Genomic DNA, 16845 nt, shown 5'->3' with positions numbered 1-16845 from the left:
CCTCAGCCAGCGCGCAGTGGGCGGACGAACGAGCGGATGTCCGCGGTGATCAGCTGCGGTTCCTCGGCCGCCGCGAAGTGACCACCGCTGGGGAACATGGTCCACTGGCGCAGGTCGCTGTGTGCGGCGACGAGCGATCGGGGCCGGTACAACAGGTCCCGGGGGAGAACGGCCACCGCTGTCGGCACGCTGATCTCGGGCTTCACGTCATTGGCCAGCCCCATGGGCAGGTGGACTTCGGAGGCCCGGCAGAACAGCTCGGACCCGACGAAACTGTTCGTGAACCAGTACAGCGAGAAGTGCGTCAGCAGCGTGTCCTTGTCGAAGCGGGTCTCCACGTCTCCGTGGCAGTCGCTCCACGCCCGGCGGCGCATGAGCATCCACGCCGCCTGCCCCACGGGGCTGTCGTGCATCGCCCAGGCCAGGGTCTGCGGGTCGAAGGCATGGATCAACGCATGGTAGAAAGCTCCCGGACCCCTGTCCTGACCTGCGATGACTGCCAGTTCCTCCGGAGTGAGCCCGGCCGGGTCACCGGCGTCGTGGGGCACTCCGGGCAGGATCGGGAAGCTCATGTGGACACCGATGAGCGAGTCCGGATGTGCGTGGCCGAGTCGTGCGGTCACAAAGGCACCCGCGTCGCCGCCGTGGGCGACGAACCGCTCGTAGCCCAGCCCCCGCATCAGCTCGACCCATAGGGCGGCGGTCTCGACATAGCCGACACCGGTGCGGGTCAGGGGCCCGGAGAAGCCGAAGCCCGGCAGTGAGGGAACAACGACGTCGAAGGCGTCCTCAGGATCGCCGCCGTGCGCGGCGGGGTCGGCCAGCGCCATGATGACATCTCTGAAGTCCCAGAACGTCCAGGGCCACCCGTGACTCAGGACGATGGGAACGGGGTCGGGCCCTTTCCCTCGCACATGGATGAAGTGGATCGGCACACCGTCGATCTCGGTGCGGAACTGCGGGAACTCGTTGATGCGCGCTTCCTGTGCACGCCAGTCGAAACCGTCCTGCCAGTAGGCCACCAGCTCGCGCAGGTAGGTGCCGTTGACGCCGGAGGACCAGTCCTCGTTGTCGAGTTCGGGCGCCCATCTCGTGTCGGCCAGGCGCGCGCGAAGGGCGTCCACCTCACGTTGGGGTACATCGATCTTGAAGGGCTCAATCTGTGCCATCATTCCTCGGTTTCATCGGAAACTTCTCCTCCAGGCGGGCACTCACGTGAGCGAGTCGACCGCTGAGATCGGCAGGATCCCCTCGTCCATGGGCACGGCGAGGGCGAGGAACACCCGCCCGTACACCTCCGCCGTCGTCGCGATCTTGAAGTGCCGCCCCCACTGGACGTCGGAGCCCAACTCGGCGCTGAGGCGCAGGATGGTCAGCTCGCGCCGGCCGGGCCTGAGCACCACCAGCGCCTTGACCGCCTCGCCCCAGACCGGGGTCGCTGTCCGACCGTCCGGAAGGTGCGGCAGTGGGCGGCCCGGGTCCTGATTGAGCGCGTTCACCAGTAGGTCGATCGTGTTGAGGGGACGACGAACGGGGTCTTGCGAGTACATGCCGGACCGGACTCCTCTGCGTTCGGGTGCTGGACGGCACGCGACCTTGGCATTGCCTAGGACGATGGCACGCGACGGGGCGTGCGACATCGGGCAACTGTCCGAGGTCTGCTCCGTTATGTAGGACAACCGGCGCGGTGAGGCGATCAGTCTCGCTCGTCCTGCTGCCTCCAGAGGCGGTACAGGCACACGGTGACGAAGAACTGAGCGCGCCGGTTCGGCTCGGCGAGCGAGTAGCCGAGCTCGGCCTCGGCCTTCTGCACCCAGTAGGCCACGGAATTGTGGTGCAGGTAGACCTGCGCCGCGGCCTTGCGCAAGGAGCCCGTGATCGCGTAAGCCTCCAGGACGAGCAGGATCTGCTCGCCGTACTGCTCGAACAGTCCGGCGAGGACCCCAACCTCCGGCACGGCGTCGATCTCGTCGTGGCTGAGACGGCAGAGGGCCGCAAGCCCGGTGAGCCGCGCGCCGTCGATCAGTACGCCGTGAATGGGCTGGTACGGGCCGCGGTCGTGCGGCGAGGGCCGGGTGAACAGGTACGCGTCATGGGCGTTGACGTACGCTTCCCGGGTGCGTGCCGCCGGCACGATCCTGCTGTACGCGGCCCGGACGTCGACCGGGACTCCCGGAACGGTGACGCCGTCCGCGCCGTCCGCCATGAGGAGGAGCACCGTTTTCCCCTGGTGATCCGTGCGGGCAACGATCTTCTGCGTGGCCGCGACCGCCTCCGCGAAGTGCTCGACGCCGGCGCCGGGGCCGCTGCACAGCAGAACTCGGATCTCCGTGTCGCGGGTGATGCCGAGCCGCGTGAGCGCCGATTCGTGCGCGGCCTCGCTCGGCGTGCCGTTGATGAGCGCGCTGATCGGCTCGGACTCCCCGTGCGTCAAGGCCGCGCCCCAACGCTCGATGATCGACACGGCGGCGGACAGCCGGTTGAGGAAGTGACGCGCCGTGGGCTCGGGCAGGCCATCGGCCCAGACCCGGCCGCCGGAACCGACCACCGGCACCGAGAACGCGGTCAAGGGGCTGCCCACCGGCGTCAGTGCCCCACACCCATTGCGGGCGACGCCGCCCCCGTCGTCCCTGACCCTTCCCACAGCGGCCCGCATGAAAAGCGCCGCTCGCTCGATCAGGCGGTCGAGGTCGGCGCCTTCGAAGAGCTGCGTATCGAAGAAGGCGGTGATGGTGGACTCATCCGGCTGTTTCGTCGACGCCGGCCCCTGGGAGTTCACACTTGCGTCCCTTCGCTCACCACCGCATTGCCGGTTTTCGAGGGCGGGAGTGGGGGAACACCCTAGCCTCTCTGTTTCGCTTCGGGTGGCTGAGCCGGTCTGAGCGGGTGTGCGGTGGTGGGTTTGGTTGCTCGTCGTCGACGGGTATGGCCGGGGCCCGACGCGCAGGTCGGGTGCTCCAGGGTTCCTCGGGTCGTGGGCGGGCAGCGGTGGTGTCGTGGTTCAGATGGCTGACCGGGCCAGGGCCGTGAGGCGTGCGAATGCGCTGGTCAGCTCACCCTGCGCGCTCGATGCGGGCGAGCACCTTATCGGAGATCCGGTGCAGCGTCCGTAGCTCGTCCGGGGCCAGGACGTTGATGAACAGGTCCAGCACCTGGCTGACGTGTCCAGGGGCCGCGTCTGCCAGGTACGCGAAACCGGCTTCCGTCAGGATCGCCTGCGTGTAACGCCCGTTGTGCGGGTCGGGCTCGCGGCACACGAACCCGCGCTTCTCGAGCCGACCGATCATGTGGGACAGGCGGGACAGTTCCGTGTTGGCCAGGCCCGCGAGCTCGCTTATCCGCAGGCGGCGCCCGGGCTGCTCGGACAGGTGCGCCAGCACGTGGTACTCGATGAAGCTGAGCTTCGAGTCCTGCTGGAGCTGCGACTCCAGCGCCGCCGGAAGCCTCTGGATGAGCTTCATGAACCCGCGCCACGCCGCTAGCTGATCACCGCTGAGCCGGCGCGGCTCGGACACCTTGGACTCCCCTGGGGCAGACATGTGCGCAGCATACCCATGTCACCGAGGGCTGACTTGAACATTCACGTGAGGTGGGCTAGGTTCGCACTTGAACATTCAAGTGTGAGTGTGTCCAGATGGGAAGGGCTACCCATGAGCGACCTGAAGCTCGCCATCATCCTCGGCAGCACCCGTCCCGGCCGTAACGGTGAAGCGGTGGCGAACTGGGTGCTGGCCAAGGCCAAGGAGCGGGCGAACGCCGACTACGAACTGATCGACTTGCTCGACTACCCGCTGCCGCACCTGGACGAGGCCGTGCCGGCGAGCAGGGGCGCGTACGCGGGCGAGCACACGAAGGCCTGGTCCGCCGAGATCAAGGAGTTCCGGGCGATCGAGCACCTGCGGGCGATCTCGAGCGAGTTGCAACTGGCCCACGTGCGCCAGCAGTTGTCATTCTCGTTGCTCACCGACTTCGAGAACTTCTCGGTGTTCAAGCCCTCCGCGATACACGACAGCGCTGCTTCCGTCCTGTTCGGCCAGCTCGAGTCCTGGGCCGGCGCGCTCAAGTCCGTCCGAAGCTGAGTCTCGATGAAGCTTTACGGGCTCGAAGAGCACTTCGTCACCGCCGACGTGCTCGAGGCGTGGAAGCGGCGCGACCCCCAGCTCGCCGAACCGATGATGAAGTGGGCTGTCGCCAGTGACATCACGCCGGCGTTGCTGGACCTGGGCGGCGGACGCATCGCCGCGATGGAGGACGCCGGGATCGACACCGCGGTGCTGTCGCTGACGACGCCGGGGCTACAGAACCTCGACGCGGCGGAGGCAGTCCCCTTGCAGGCGCCCACGAACGACGCGATCGCTGCCGCCGTGGGCCGCCACCCGGGGCGATTCCAGGGGTTCGCGGCGCTCGCCACCTCCGCACCGTCGGCCGCGGCCGAGGAATTGCGGCGTGCGGTCACCGAGCTGCGGCTCAGTGGCGCGCTGGTCAACGCGAACTCCGGTGGCCGGGCTCTGGACGCGCCCGGATTCTGGGACGTCTATGAGGCTGCCGAGGATCTGCGCGCACCGATCTACCTGCATCCCAGTGTTCCGTTCCCGGCCGTCACCGCGGCCTACTACCGCGGTTTCGGCGAGCCGGTGGACAGCATGCTGGCGACCGGGGCGTTCGGTTGGCACTACGACGCCGGACTGACCATGCTCCGGATGATCGTCGGCGGCGTGTTCGACCGGTTCCCCAAGCTTCAGGTCATCCTGGGGCACTGGGGCGAGGTGGTGCTGTTCTACCTCGACCGTGTCGCGACCATGGACAAACTCACCGACCTGCGGCGTCCGATCGCGGAGTACTTCCGCTCGAACATTTTCATCACCCCGGGCGGCATCTCCAGCCACAAGTACCTGCGGTGGAGCCTGGAGACGGTGGGGGTCGAGCGGATCATGTATGCCTCGGACTACCCGTTCAACCGGGAGAGTACCGGATCCGCGCGTCGTTTCCTGGAAACGGCACCGATTGGCGAGGCCGACCGCGAACGTATCGCCTTCCGGAACTGGGAAAAGCTCGTCGCCGGAATCCGGCGCTGACCGATCGCGCCGAAAGGGGGTTCGCGTGCCGGTTCTGCCTGGCCGGGGAGGCCGCTGTATTCACCGATTCGGGTAGTGGTGGGGATGCAGTCGTGTTCCTGCACCCCGCCTCGGGCTCGGCTGACAGTTGGGTGCCTCGCTGGTGCTCGTCGGTACCGCCGACCTGCTGACACCGTCGGCCCTCATGCGATACCTCGCCCGGCACCTGCCCAGCACGGAATTCCGCGTGCTCAACGAGGTCGGTCACACGGCGTTCTGGGAAGCCCCGTCGTAGTGGAACGCCGCCGCACTTGTTTTCCTGACGCGTCACCGCGTCCATCCGAGCCTCACTGTCCCTGCGCCGAAAAGGAGCCAACGCACGTGAGCGAGTCCGAAAGCCGACTGCGGGTCGTGTTCACCGATCTGCGCCGAGCCGTCGACGACGTCATCCTCAAACACCAGATCACCCTCGACGAACTGTTTGCCACGATCGGATGGCTGAAGCAGGTCGCCGACGCCGGCGAACTGCCATCCGCGAGCATCCTGTTCTACAAGACCGTCCTCAAAGGAACCGCGGGCGCGACCTACGCCCACCCGGAGAAGGACGGCGCGAGTCACTGGGAGATGGAGGGCCCCGCCCACCGCCCCGGAGCCCCCGTCCTGCACAGCCCCGCCGTCCTGCCCATGCGCCCCGACGAACCCGGAGAACCCCTCATCGTGTCCGGGGCCGTACGCACCACCACAGGCGACCCGCTGCCCGGAGCCGCCCTGGAGATCTGGCAGATCGACGCCAACAACGTCTATTCCGGCATGGACACCAGCGACTTCGAGCCGCTGAATATCCCCAACGACTCCACCGGCATCCCCGCCGACAACCTCCGCGCCAGGATCATCGCTGACGCCGACGGCCGCTACGAGTTCCGCACGGTGATGCCCGGCACCGAAACCTTCGGCCTGGCCACGGACAGCCCACTCGCCACACTGACCCGAGCGTTGCAGCTTCAAGGCCTGCGCCCGCTGCACATCCACGCGATCGTCTCCGCCGACGGATGCCTACCACTGACCACCCAGATCTACTTCGACGGCGACCCACTGGTCGCCAGCACCCTCGAAGGCGCTATCCCCGCCGACGCGGTCAAGACCACTACCCGCCATCACGACCACCACGCTCGCGGATTCGACCGACCTTACCGCACCCTCACCTACGACTTCGTCTTACGCCCCACGGCCCAAGGCGCCACTGCTACTCCACAGTAGACGGTGCAGAGTCGGCACACGCAGCTGAACGCGGCAAGCACCTTCGACAACATCCTCGCCGCCGGTGCCAAGTCCGGCATGGTTCCGCACGAGTACGTCGACAGCCTCGGCGACGCCGCCGACGCTGGCAGCGAGCAGCGGGGTCTCCTTCACCACCACGGGACCTGACGAGGACACCCTCGCCGCTGTCGGCCTCACCGGCCGTAAGGTGACGGCACACGCCACCCGCGAGGTCACCACGCCGGTCGCGACGAAGGGCGCGGAAGGCTCCATGCAGGTCAGCGCCGCCCAGGTCCTCGACTCGACCACGCCGCCGAAGGACTCGCCATCCTCGCCTCGGGCAGCACTCGCGGGTCACCTTCTGAATTCGAGACAGACGTTCGTCTCCACAAACCGCCTAGTAAGGTCAACCATGAATGCTGCTGCCGATCCTGCGGCCGTCTACGACCAGTTCATGAGGGTGCAGGCTCCCGCCAGTCGCGATCAGCGTCGCTGGACGCCGGCCGATGGGCCGATGCCCGCGCTCTACCTCAGCCATGGCTCTCCGGCGCTGTTCGAGGACGCGGTGTGGATGAGCGAGCTGTTCGGCTGGTCCCAGGCGCTGCCCAAGCCGACGGCGATCCTGATCGTCAGCGCGCACTGGGAATCGGTGCCGCTCAGCCTGTCGGCGTCGGGCCCTAACACGCCGTTGGTCTACGACTTCGGGGGCTTCGCCCAGCGGTACTTCCAGATGACCTACGAAACACCGGACGCCAGCGCACTGGCCGCCCGGGTCGCGGCCTCGATGCCGGACAGCGAACCGTTCCACCAACACGCCAGCCACGGCCTGGACCACGGTGCGTGGGTCCCGTTGAAAACCATGTACCCCTACGGCGACGTTCCGGTCCTGCAAATGTCCTTGCCCACACACGACCCCGCCCGGCTGATGGACATCGGCGGTCGGCTGCGGGGTCTGCGCGAGGAAGGCGTGCTCGTGGTCGGGTCGGGCTACATGACGCACGGGGTTCCCTTCCTCACCCGGGACCAGTTCGTGCACAACGTCGTGCCGTCCTGGTCCGCCGACTTCGATGCCTGGGCAGCCGACGCCCTCGCCCGTGGTGACCTCGACACCTTGATGAACTACCGCAGCCTCGCCCCCGGAGTGCTCTTCGCGCACCCCACCGTCGAGCACTACACGCCGATGTTCGTCACCCTCGGAGTCGCGACCGACGCCGAAGCGCCCGTCCGGACGACGATCACGGGCTACCGGTTCGGGCTGTCCAAGCGATCCTTCCAAGTCTTGTGATCGAACCGGCCGCAGGAGACCGACTAGCTATGTGCGGCACGGCGCCACGAACCCGTTCGCAACACTGAATGTCAACAACAACTCGAATTAACACAATCGGGATGACTGGACACTAGCGGTCATGCGGTCATCCTGGGCTCGGAGCGGCACTGACAACGGGGTCGGCAAGCGCTGCGGACCAGCCGGGCGCGCCGCGGTCGGACTCGTCCTCAAGCCAGGCTCGAAGCATGTAGATCAGCAGCAGGTCGAGCAGCGTGGAAAGGGCGGACACGGATCCCTGCTGAGCCACCTTCTCCACACCCTGCGCGAGTCCGGATCCTTCTACAACGAGCACCGCCCGCACAGGACCCTGGAGCAGGCAACCCCATGCCGCCGAAGGGCCTGGCGTCCCGGCCGAAGCTGAGCGAGGAACTATTCACAGTGCTGGCCCAGAAACTGGACACAGACCTGGTCGCGCACAGCTGGCCCGCCCGTCTCCCCGGCCCATTCCCCCTGCATGCCGACAAGGCCGGCCCCGGCCCTGGCCGGCCGAGGCCCTGACCCGCAACTTTTTCAGTGACCTTCCAGGCCGGCGGCTCTGCGGGACCGCTCGTCCCAGACGGGCTCGACATCAGCGAATGTCGGGCCATGCCCGCGGCGATAGACCATCAGAGTCCGCTCGAACGTGATGACGATGACGCCCGTCTGGTTGTATCCAATGGTTCGGACGGTGACGATCCCCACCTCGGGATGGCTCTTCGAGTCGCGGACGCCGAGGACCTCCGACTGGGAGTAGATGGTGTCGCCCTCGAACACCGGATTGGGCAGACGAACGCGGTCCCAGCCAAGGTTGGCCATCACATGCTGGGAGATGTCGGTCACGCTCTGGCCGGTCACGAGAGCCAGAGTGAAGGTGGAGTCCACCAAGGGGCGGCCCCAGGCTGTCCCTGCCGAATAGTGCCGGTCAAAGTGGAGGGGGGCGGTGTTCTGGGTGAGCAGGGTCAGCCAGGAGTTGTCCGTCTCGAGGACTGTACGCCCCAGAGGGTGTCGGTAGACGTCTCCTGCGGTGAAGTCCTCGAAGTACCGACCCGCCCACCCTATGACGGGCTGCGGCGGGGAGGAATCTTCTGTGCGGCTCAGAATGGTCATGGCCTCATTGTCGGAAGCCCTCGATCCGTGTGTGAAATAGCGAATTTTCACCGAGACTATGCGTATGATGCATGAGCTGTGGAGCAGACGTAGTCGAGGAAGCGCTGTGCCACTGGTGAGCGGAGACCCGACGCAGGGGTGATGACCCCGACCGTGCGAGTGGCTCCAGGATCACTCAGGAGAACGACGACGGCGCCTTGCCGGTCAAGGCTGCCGGTAGTGGGTACAACGGCCACGCCCATGCCGGCTTCGACCAATGAGCGCAGCGTGCTCAGTTCGGTGCTTTCCCAGGCAACACGGGGTGTGAAGCCCGCAGCGGCACAGAGGCGCTCTGTGATCTGACGCAGCCCGAAGACTGGTTGCAGAGCGACGAACGCCTCCTCGGCCAGCTCGGACAGCTTGACCGAGCTGCGCCTGGCCAGGCGATGGCCGACAGGCACAAGAAGGCACAACGGCTCCTCCCGCAGGGGCACCCATTCCAGGTCGTCCCCCGCGGGCCGCGGGCTGGTCAAACCGAGGTCCAGGCGCCCGCACCGAACGCCGTCGACGACCGAATCGGCAGCATCACCGCGCAACTCGAACGCAGTACGTGGAGCGCGGGAGCGGTACCCCGCGAGAAGTTCGGGCACCAGCCACGTTCCATAGGAATGCAGGAAGCCGAGGGCCACCGTGCCGGCGTCCGGGTCGATCAGCGCGGCGATGCGTTGTTCTGCGGTCTCGATTTCGGCGATGGCACGCAGGGCATGGGCCCGGAAGACTTCGCCGTACCTGTTCAGGCGCAGCCTGTTTTGGTGCCGGTCGAACAGTGGCACGCCGACTCGAGCTTCCAGCCGTCTGATGGCGCGGGACAACGTCGGTTGCGAGATGTTCATCCGCTCCGAGACGAGCGTGACGTGCTCATGCTCCGCCAGTGCGGCGAACCACTGCAACTCTCGGATCTCCATGCTTGGACTATACGCCAGGTGCATGGAGTGGGACGAGATTCGTCATTTCACATAGCCCGGGCACGGCCGCAAAGTGTCCCCACATCCAATCGAGACTCCATGGGAGGGACCCCATGTCCGAGCCGCATTCCCTTATGGGCGATCCACCCCCTGACCACTCCGCCGGACCCCTGAGCGGGCTAGTCGTCGTGTCTCTCGAGCAGGCCGTCGCCGCCCCCTTCGCAACGCGGCAACTCGCCGACCTCGGCGCGAGGGTCATCAAGATCGAGCGACCGGGCAGCGGTGACCTGGCACGTGGCTATGACCGCACCGTACGAGGCATGTCCAGTCACTTCGTCTGGCTCAATCGTGGCAAAGAAAGCGTGCAGCTCGATGTGCGCTCACCGGAGGGCAACCGGCACCTGCACGCGCTGATCGACCGGGCCGACGTCCTGGTCCAGAACCTGGCGCCCGGAGCTGCCGCCCGGCTGGGTATCGGACATCACGCCCTGGCCGTCAGCCATTCCCGGCTGATCACCTGTGACATCTCCGGCTACGGCAGCAGCGGCAGTTACCGCGACCGCAAAGCCTACGACCTCCTGGTACAGAGTGAAGCCGGGCTGCTGTCCATCACCGGCACCCCCGATACCCCTTCCAAGGTCGGGCTGTCCATCGCCGACATATGCGCCGGCATGTACGCCTACTCCGGCATCCTCACCGCACTGCTGAAGCTGGCTCGTACCGGGCGGGGATCACAGATCGAGGTCTCCATGCTGGAGGCGCTGGGCGAGTGGATGGGATACGCGGAGTACTACACCCGCTACGGAGGGACAGCACCGGCGCGCACCGGTGCCAGCCACGCCACGATCGCGCCCTACGGTCCCTTCACCACCCGGGACGGGCAGACGGTCCTGCTCGGTCTCCAGAACGAGCGGGAGTGGGCCTCGTTCTGCGAAGTCGTCCTGCAACGCAGGAATCTGGTCGGCGACAACCGCTTCGCAGGGAACGCGGACCGAGTGGCGCACCGCACCGATCTCGACAAGCTGGTGCGTGAGGTGACGAGCAAGCTGTCCGCCAGGGAACTGGTGAACCGCTTGGAGGAGGCCCGAATCGCCTACGCGTATCAGCGCAACATGCAGGAGTTCAGCGACCACCCCCAGCTTCGGGAGCGGGACCGCTGGGCGACCTTCGACAGTCCTGTGGGACCGCTGACTGGGCTGATCCCCCCGGTCACGTTCCACGGTGAAGCAGACGGCCCCCAGCGCCTGAGGCCCGTTCCGGCATTGGGCGAACACACCGACGCAGTGCTCGCCTGGCTCGACGCCGCCAAGGACGACACCCGTGAGGGAGGTACGGCGTGTCCACAGAGCTGATCGGTGTACTCGTACTCGCAGCCGTCTTCGCGGTGTCGAGCCTGCGCGGACTGAACATGGGCGTGCTTGCCCTGGTGGCGGCCTTTCTTGTGGGATGCGTCTGGCTTGGCCACACCCCCGAGCAGGTGCTGGATGGCTTTCCCGCCGAGATGTTCGTCGTGCTCGTCGCGGTGACCTTCCTCTTCGGGATCGCCCGGGTCAACGGGACCGTCGAGTGGATGGTGCACGCCGCCGTCCGAGTCGCCGGGCAGCGGCTCGGCGTCATGCCATGGGTCTTGTTCGGTCTTGCCGCGCTGCTGTGTGCCACAGGAGCGGCGTCCCCGGCAGCAGTCGCGATCGTCGCCCCGCTCGGTATCACCTTCGCCGTGGAGCGTGGTATCAGTCCCCTGTATGTCGGTCTGATGGCGGTGAACGGAGCCGCCGCCGGAAGTTTCGCTCCCACCGGCGTCCTCGGCGGGATCGTGAATTCCTCCCTGCACAGCAGCCATTTGACGGTCAACGGCTGGCAACTGTTCGTCAGCACCTTCGCGTTCAACGTCGCTGTGGGGGTGGTCACCCAGGTGGTCTTCGGCCGTCAGCGCATCCATCGGACGCAAGCCCTCACCTCCGACGGCCGTGCGGCGGATTCCACGATCGTGCTGGGAGCAGAACAGGCAGTAACCCTCTGCGCCATGGTCGCCCTTGTCCTCGGCACCACGGTCCTCTCCCTCGACACAGGGTTCCTCGCTCTGTCCCTGGCCTCAGGGCTTGCGCTGCTGTTCCGGCACACCGCGCAGCAGGCGTCGCGAGAGATCTCCTGGTCGGTGGTTCTGCTGGTGTGCGGGATCGTCACCTATATCGCACTCCTACAGAGCCTGGGCATAGTCGACTCCCTTGGACGGATGATCGCAGCGATCGGCGCGCCGCTGCTGGCCGCATTGATCATTTGCTACGTGGGCGGTGTCGTCTCCGCCTTCGCCTCCACGACCGGCATCCTTGGAGCACTGATGCCACTGGCAGTCCCCTTCCTCGCGTCGGGGGCCATCGGAACGACCGGTATGGTCATCGCCCTGGCAGCGTCGGCGACCGTGGTCGACGCCAGTCCCTTCTCCACCAACGGCGCTTTGGTCATCGCCAACGCACCCGAGCACCAGCGAGACGACGCCTACCGAGGACTGCTGCGCTGGGGAGCGGGAGTGTGCGGGCTGGCTCCGGTGGCTGCCTGGCTGGTCTTCGTGGCCGTCTAAGGTCTTGCCTCACAGAGGAACGAACATGGAATTCTCCGAACGAACCATGCTGTTTGTGCCGGGAGACCGGCCTGACCGATTTTCCAAGGCCGCCTCCAGCGGCGCGGATGCTGTTCTGATCGATCTGGAGGACGCAGTACCGGCCGACAACAAGGCCGCCGCCCGTGCAGCAGCCATCCGGTGGCTGGTCAGACACCGCAGCGTGGTGCGTATCAATGCCCCAGGGAGTCCTTGGCATGCCGAGGACCTCGCTGCTCTCGCCGAGGCACCGGCGCTACGGGGGGTGGTCCTGCCCAAGTGCTCGACTGCCGAGCAAGTGGCCTCCGTCATCGACCACCTGCCCTATGGGGTCAGCCTGCTACCACTGATAGAGAGCGCGATCGGCCTGCGGGAGGCCGGAGCGATCGCCGGTCTGCCGAGAGTGGGACGACTGCTGTTCGGGAGTGTCGACTACGCCCTCGACACAGGAATCACGCCCTCCCCACCAGAGGAGCCGGAGTTGCTGTGGGCCCGTTCCTCTTTGGTAAATGCTTCACAGGCAGCCGGGCTGCCCTCCCCGCTGGACGGTGTTCACACCCGTCTTGACGACGAGGAAGGCTTGGCAACCTCGTCACGGCGAAGCAGGGCACTGGGCTTCGGGGGCCGACTGTGTGTGCATCCCCTTCAAGTGGCCACGGTGCACCGCGCCTGGCAACCTACTGACCAGGAGATCCAGTGGGCCCGAGGAGTAATCCAGGCAAGCAGTGCAAGCAACGGCGGCGCCACCCGAGTGGACGGACAGATGGTCGACCGGCCCGTCCTGCAACGGGCCAGACGCTTGTTGTCTCTCGCCGACAAGCCGTAAAGCACCCACCAAAGTCTGCCTCCACGCGGGCGGGGACCTTGCGGTGTCCCTCCCCTCGTGGCGTAGAGACCGTGACTGCCAGGGGAAGTTGGGAGTCATGGCAGAGAAGCGACGGAAGTTCGATGCGGAGTTCCGCGAGGGGGCTGGAGCGGCTGCGGCGGGAGAACGCCCAGCTCAAACGGGACAACAAGGAACTCGCGATGGAGCGTGGTGTCCTCAAACGCTGCATGGTCCTGTGGGTGACGTAGCCGTGACGGACCCGGCGTCCGTCGTCGGGGCGATCGGCGACCAAAGGACCATGCACAGCATCTGGAAGCCCACCGGGCGTGAGGTCCGCCGGCAGCAGCTGGCCGAGGCGGTGAAAGATGTGTTCACCCAGTCCGGCGGCACATACGGCTCGCCGAAGATCTGGATCACGCTGATGCGGCAGGGCTGGTGAGAAGCGTGTCGGTCAACACGCTTCTCACCAGGCTGGGCATCATTTTCGGCATCCGCAGCTGTATACAGACCTGTCGCCGCGAACTCCTGGACCGGACGTTGGTCTGGAACCGGCGACACTTTCTCCACGCACTGCGCGCGTTCGAGCAGTTCTACAACGGACACCGAGCAGGCACCTCTCGGCCGAGACACCCGGGCGCCGACTGCCTGCGGAAACGGCCTCCGACCCGCGATGATGCCGTGCGGCAACTCTCCGCGACAAGCCGTATCACTCTGTAGTCGAGTGTTTCGGGGCCGTACGCCGCCGTACGGAGCCAGCAGTCCCGTTGTTGATCGCGGTGGCCAGGCACAGCGCGGAACTCCTGGACGCCCCGGCCTACGGCGGCCCTTACGCGCGCGGCCGCCCTCGCCCGCACCCTGGACCGCTGCCGCTGGCTGGAGCGCAGCAACCTCACCGCCGGCGGTATCGATGTCCACCCCGACAAACAACACCTGCACGCCCTGGCCGAGGAACTCTACGACCGCCGCAGCGCCGCCACCCGGATCGTCAACCTGCTGCACTCTGGGCGGCCGGACCAGGCCCTGCTGTCAGCCGCTCTTCGCCCGGCGGCAGCCTTCCGCGCCGGATCCTGGACGGCATCGCCCGCCCTTGACGCTATACCCCCCAGGGGTACAAGCTGTGGAGTGTTCGTGCACTCGTTTGCCGTGGAGGCGTCGTGTATGAGCTGAGCCGCGCGGCCCCTGTGGACGACGGCCAGGCAGGCGGACCCAAGCTGGGTTGTCGAGGAGTACGAGGGCGGCCTGGTCCGGACGTCGTCTTCGCCGACGTCCCGATGCGGGAACGGATCGCCTTCCACCCGGAACACCGTGCGGTTCGACCGCCTCTCAGGGCCAGAGCCGGGTGTGATCTACAACGACACCGAGTACGGCGAGGGTGGCCGGTTGTGCCTGCGTTTCAGGTTCCGGTTGGAGGCGGCGGTGGTTCTTCCGGGGGCTGAAGGAAGAAGCGCAGTTCCAGCGGCTTGAGGACAGCTGCCTGCACGCGGTGGCGGCGACGTTGGCGCATCTGCGGGAGCTGAAGTACAGCGGGCAACCGGCGATCAGTGTCTGAGATCATCGAGAGCGAGGAAGACTCCGTGAGCAGCACATCCGTGGATGTTGACTACCTTGACCACTCCGTGGTCGTGGCGGTCACCGACCTCAACGGGTTGTACGACACCTATGAGGCACTCGGTTTCACGCTCACACCGCGGTCAACACACACAGGTACCGCACAACCCGACGGCGAACGACAGTCTCTCGGCACGGCCAACCGCTGCGCCGTCTTCGGCGAGAACTACATCGAGTTGCTCGGTCACCTGGACAGCAGCCTGCCGGATCCGTGGGGCGTGCGTCGACTCGCAGCTGCGCACGAGGGGCTCCGGGGCTACGTCTTCGGCTGCGGTGACGCCGATCACGTCGATCGGAGGCTTGCCGAGCAAAGGGTATCCACCACGGGTGTCCTCATGCTGCAACGCGACATTCCGACGCCCGACGGCATCGGGACGCTGCGGGCGCGGGTGATCCAGGTGGATCCTCCCCTCGCTCCCGAGGGAGGCGTTCGCATCGCAGAGGTCCAGGGGCTGGACCTCATTCACCAGCCGAGATTCCTCGACCACCCCAACGGGGCGGTGGGCCTGTCTCGGGTCACGCTCGTGGTCGCCGACGAGGAAACCGACCGCTACGTGGAGCGATACCGGAAAGTGCTCGGCATCCCCGCGCGCCGGATTGGGCCGCGCCATGTGTTCGCTCTGCGGGTCGGCGGCCTGGAGATCGTGCCGTTGTCAGCCCTGGACGAGATTCTTCCCGGCGAGAAGGCCCCGACCTTGCCGTACCTCGCGGCTCAGACCGTCGCGGTCAACGACCTCGGCAGGGCCAAGTCGGTCATCGAAGGCAACGGGTTCGCCATCCGTCCGCTGCCCGGCGGCTTCTTCGTGTCAGCAGACGACACCCGCGGCGCCAACCTTGTCTTCGAAGCGCGGGCATGACCGAGCGCGCCGGACACGCGCCTTTCGCGGCCACCCGTTGCGGTCTGGTGCGTGGCCTCCGCCAGGGCCGGATCGCGGCGTTTCGTGGGCTTCCCTACGGGGTCATCGCTCACCGGACCGGCGCGGTTCTCACCCCTCCGCAGGCTCCGCCCGGATCCACCGGATCTCGCTGACGACGTGGGGATGGATGTTCGCCGGCGAGCGAGCACCGACCGGACCGGACCGCCGCAGCACGAAGTCGCCTCCCGTCCCCATCACGGTCATCGACGATCCGGCGCTGCCGGAGGCGCTGGCCGAACTCGCGGCTGCCCGCGCGGACGAGATGGACGCCAACACCGTCAACCGGGAGCTGCCCATCGCGCGCAAGGCAATTGGCTGGTGGCAGCGCCAGGGCTGGATCGCATGCGATCCGACGATCGACATCGAGCGGTGGCCGTGACGTTGTTCAGCGGCTCCACCATGACGACTTCACGTGGCCCCGTTTTGTGGATGTTCTGTGTATGTCGGACGTTCCGAAGTGGCCCCCGGGGGACGGCCCGGAGCGGGACCGTCAGGGATCTGGTTGTGGGGCCGTTCGCGGGTGGGGCTGAGCTGGTTACTCCACAGCGCGGCCGATGAGTTTGTGGCTCCCGGCCGGTCCAAGCTCAGACACCCAGGAAAGGACACCGCCATGTCGGAGCTTCTCGTCGACTTCATCACCTCCCTCGACGGCCACGCATCGGGAAAGGGATGGCCCGGGTTCTGGGGCCTCGAGGGCCCGGAGTACCTCGCATGGCTCGGCGAGCAGCCCGAGGCCACCTACCTGATGGGAGCGAACACCTACCGCCTGATGTCCGGCTTCGCCGCAGGCGAGGTCCCCGATGGCCAAGACGAGTTCAGGCCCGAGGAAGAGGCGTCCGTCGACGAGCTCACGCAAGCGTCCAAGGTGGTGTTCTCCTCCTCACTCGAGGAGCCGCTGACGTGGGCCAACTCCACGATCGTCCGCGACGACGCCGTCGAGGCGGTCCGCGCCATGAAGTCGAGTGGCTCGGGACTCCTCAGCACGATCGGCAGCCTCAGCCTGTGCCGGTCCCTGCTACGAGCCGGACTCGTCGACCGCTTCCGGGTCGTGATGTTCCCGGTGATCACCGGGGCCACGGGCGAAGAACGCATCTACGACGGCTATCCGGACGTCGCCCTCGAGATGATCGAGCACCGCACCTTCGACGGCCGTATCCAGCTGGTCGAGTACAAGCCCCGCGTGCTCGAGCATCCGCCGCTCGGCGTCCCCGCGTGACGTCGCCCCGTCCG

The 16845-nt window shown here is 66.8% G+C and carries 19 protein-coding genes; 13 read left to right on the top strand and 6 right to left on the bottom strand.

The window, feature by feature from the left end; genetic code table 11:
• Nucleotides 1-2: 2 nt before the first annotated feature.
• From ACT2CW_RS37715 to ACT2CW_RS37700, 4 genes are all read right to left on the bottom strand, one after another.
• Complete coding sequence (locus ACT2CW_RS37715) at nucleotides 3-1172, bottom strand: epoxide hydrolase family protein (protein WP_432045412.1); 1170 nt, start codon at nucleotides 1170-1172, stop codon at nucleotides 3-5.
• Nucleotides 1173-1211: 39 nt separating this feature from the next.
• Nucleotides 1212-1550 carry a hypothetical protein gene (locus tag ACT2CW_RS37710; protein WP_445519834.1) on the bottom strand — a complete coding sequence of 113 codons (339 nt, stop codon included), beginning with the start codon at nucleotides 1548-1550 and terminating at the stop codon, nucleotides 1212-1214.
• Nucleotides 1551-1696: 146 nt separating this feature from the next.
• On the bottom strand, nucleotides 1697-2779 hold the full coding sequence (locus ACT2CW_RS37705; RefSeq protein ID WP_445519833.1) for a helix-turn-helix domain-containing protein: 1083 nt from the start codon (nucleotides 2777-2779) through the stop codon (nucleotides 1697-1699).
• A 274-nt stretch (nucleotides 2780-3053) separates the two neighbouring features.
• Nucleotides 3054-3515 carry a MarR family winged helix-turn-helix transcriptional regulator gene (locus ACT2CW_RS37700; protein ID WP_445519832.1) on the bottom strand — a complete coding sequence of 154 codons (462 nt, stop codon included), beginning with the start codon at nucleotides 3513-3515 and terminating at the stop codon, nucleotides 3054-3056.
• Nucleotides 3516-3650: 135 nt separating this feature from the next.
• Between ACT2CW_RS37700 and ACT2CW_RS37695 the strand changes: the two genes are divergently transcribed.
• The 5 genes from ACT2CW_RS37695 to ACT2CW_RS37675 all read left to right on the top strand — a co-directional run bounded on the left by ACT2CW_RS37695 (nucleotide 3651) and on the right by ACT2CW_RS37675 (nucleotide 7596).
• A complete protein-coding gene (locus ACT2CW_RS37695) occupies nucleotides 3651-4079 on the top strand; it encodes an NADPH-dependent FMN reductase (protein ID WP_445519831.1) in 429 nt (142 codons plus the stop codon).
• A gap of 48 nt (nucleotides 4080-4127) precedes the next feature.
• A complete protein-coding gene (locus ACT2CW_RS37690) occupies nucleotides 4128-5075 on the top strand; it encodes an amidohydrolase family protein (protein ID WP_445519830.1) in 948 nt (315 codons plus the stop codon).
• A 360-nt stretch (nucleotides 5076-5435) separates the two neighbouring features.
• Nucleotides 5436-6311, top strand: coding sequence for a dioxygenase family protein (locus ACT2CW_RS37685; RefSeq protein ID WP_445519829.1), 876 nt, complete (start codon nucleotides 5436-5438; stop codon nucleotides 6309-6311).
• Between the two features lie 3 nt (nucleotides 6312-6314).
• Nucleotides 6315-6479 (top strand): hypothetical protein, encoded by a 165-nt coding sequence (locus tag ACT2CW_RS37680; protein ID WP_445519828.1) that lies wholly within the window; start codon nucleotides 6315-6317, stop codon nucleotides 6477-6479.
• 40 nt (nucleotides 6480-6519) lie between these two features.
• Nucleotides 6520-7596: a dioxygenase family protein gene (locus tag ACT2CW_RS37675; protein ID WP_445519827.1), complete on the top strand. Its 1077-nt coding sequence runs from the start codon at nucleotides 6520-6522 to the stop codon at nucleotides 7594-7596.
• Between the two features lie 552 nt (nucleotides 7597-8148).
• Here ACT2CW_RS37675 and ACT2CW_RS37670 read toward each other — a convergent pair.
• Nucleotides 8149-8724: a MaoC family dehydratase gene (locus ACT2CW_RS37670; RefSeq protein ID WP_182470128.1), complete on the bottom strand. Its 576-nt coding sequence runs from the start codon at nucleotides 8722-8724 to the stop codon at nucleotides 8149-8151.
• A gap of 56 nt (nucleotides 8725-8780) precedes the next feature.
• Nucleotides 8781-9668 carry a LysR family transcriptional regulator gene (locus ACT2CW_RS37665; protein WP_199335058.1) on the bottom strand — a complete coding sequence of 296 codons (888 nt, stop codon included), beginning with the start codon at nucleotides 9666-9668 and terminating at the stop codon, nucleotides 8781-8783.
• 113 nt (nucleotides 9669-9781) lie between these two features.
• Here ACT2CW_RS37665 and ACT2CW_RS37660 point away from each other — a divergent pair, with 113 nt between their 5' ends.
• The 8 genes from ACT2CW_RS37660 to ACT2CW_RS37625 all read left to right on the top strand — a co-directional run bounded on the left by ACT2CW_RS37660 (nucleotide 9782) and on the right by ACT2CW_RS37625 (nucleotide 16831).
• Nucleotides 9782-11020, top strand: a complete 1239-nt coding sequence (locus ACT2CW_RS37660) for a CaiB/BaiF CoA transferase family protein (protein WP_445519826.1) — start codon at nucleotides 9782-9784, stop codon at nucleotides 11018-11020.
• Nucleotides 11005-12246: an SLC13 family permease gene (locus ACT2CW_RS37655; RefSeq protein ID WP_445519825.1), complete on the top strand. Its 1242-nt coding sequence runs from the start codon at nucleotides 11005-11007 to the stop codon at nucleotides 12244-12246. Before ACT2CW_RS37660 ends, ACT2CW_RS37655 begins: the two co-directional genes overlap by 16 nt.
• Nucleotides 12247-12271: 25 nt before the next feature.
• Nucleotides 12272-13090 (top strand): HpcH/HpaI aldolase/citrate lyase family protein, encoded by an 819-nt coding sequence (locus ACT2CW_RS37650; RefSeq protein WP_182470131.1) that lies wholly within the window; start codon nucleotides 12272-12274, stop codon nucleotides 13088-13090.
• A 122-nt stretch (nucleotides 13091-13212) separates the two neighbouring features.
• On the top strand, nucleotides 13213-13338 hold the full coding sequence (locus ACT2CW_RS37645; protein WP_445519824.1) for a hypothetical protein: 126 nt from the start codon (nucleotides 13213-13215) through the stop codon (nucleotides 13336-13338).
• Nucleotides 13339-13340: 2 nt separating this feature from the next.
• The gene (locus ACT2CW_RS37640) at nucleotides 13341-13529 is read left to right on the top strand and encodes a transposase (RefSeq protein ID WP_445519823.1); all 189 of its coding nucleotides are present in this window, start codon (nucleotides 13341-13343) and stop codon (nucleotides 13527-13529) included.
• A 1135-nt stretch (nucleotides 13530-14664) separates the two neighbouring features.
• Nucleotides 14665-15555 (top strand): VOC family protein, encoded by an 891-nt coding sequence (locus ACT2CW_RS37635; protein WP_445519822.1) that lies wholly within the window; start codon nucleotides 14665-14667, stop codon nucleotides 15553-15555.
• Between the two features lie 187 nt (nucleotides 15556-15742).
• A complete protein-coding gene (locus tag ACT2CW_RS37630; protein WP_445519821.1) occupies nucleotides 15743-15994 on the top strand; it encodes a hypothetical protein in 252 nt (83 codons plus the stop codon).
• A 231-nt stretch (nucleotides 15995-16225) separates the two neighbouring features.
• On the top strand, nucleotides 16226-16831 hold the full coding sequence (locus ACT2CW_RS37625) for a dihydrofolate reductase family protein (protein WP_445519820.1): 606 nt from the start codon (nucleotides 16226-16228) through the stop codon (nucleotides 16829-16831).
• The last annotated feature ends 14 nt before the right edge of the window (nucleotides 16832-16845 follow it).

It is taken from the genome of Streptomyces sp. NEAU-174 (genome assembly GCF_052665095.1).
The sequence above is the reverse complement of the archived record's forward strand: the minus strand, read 5'-3'. Positions and strand labels throughout refer to the sequence as shown.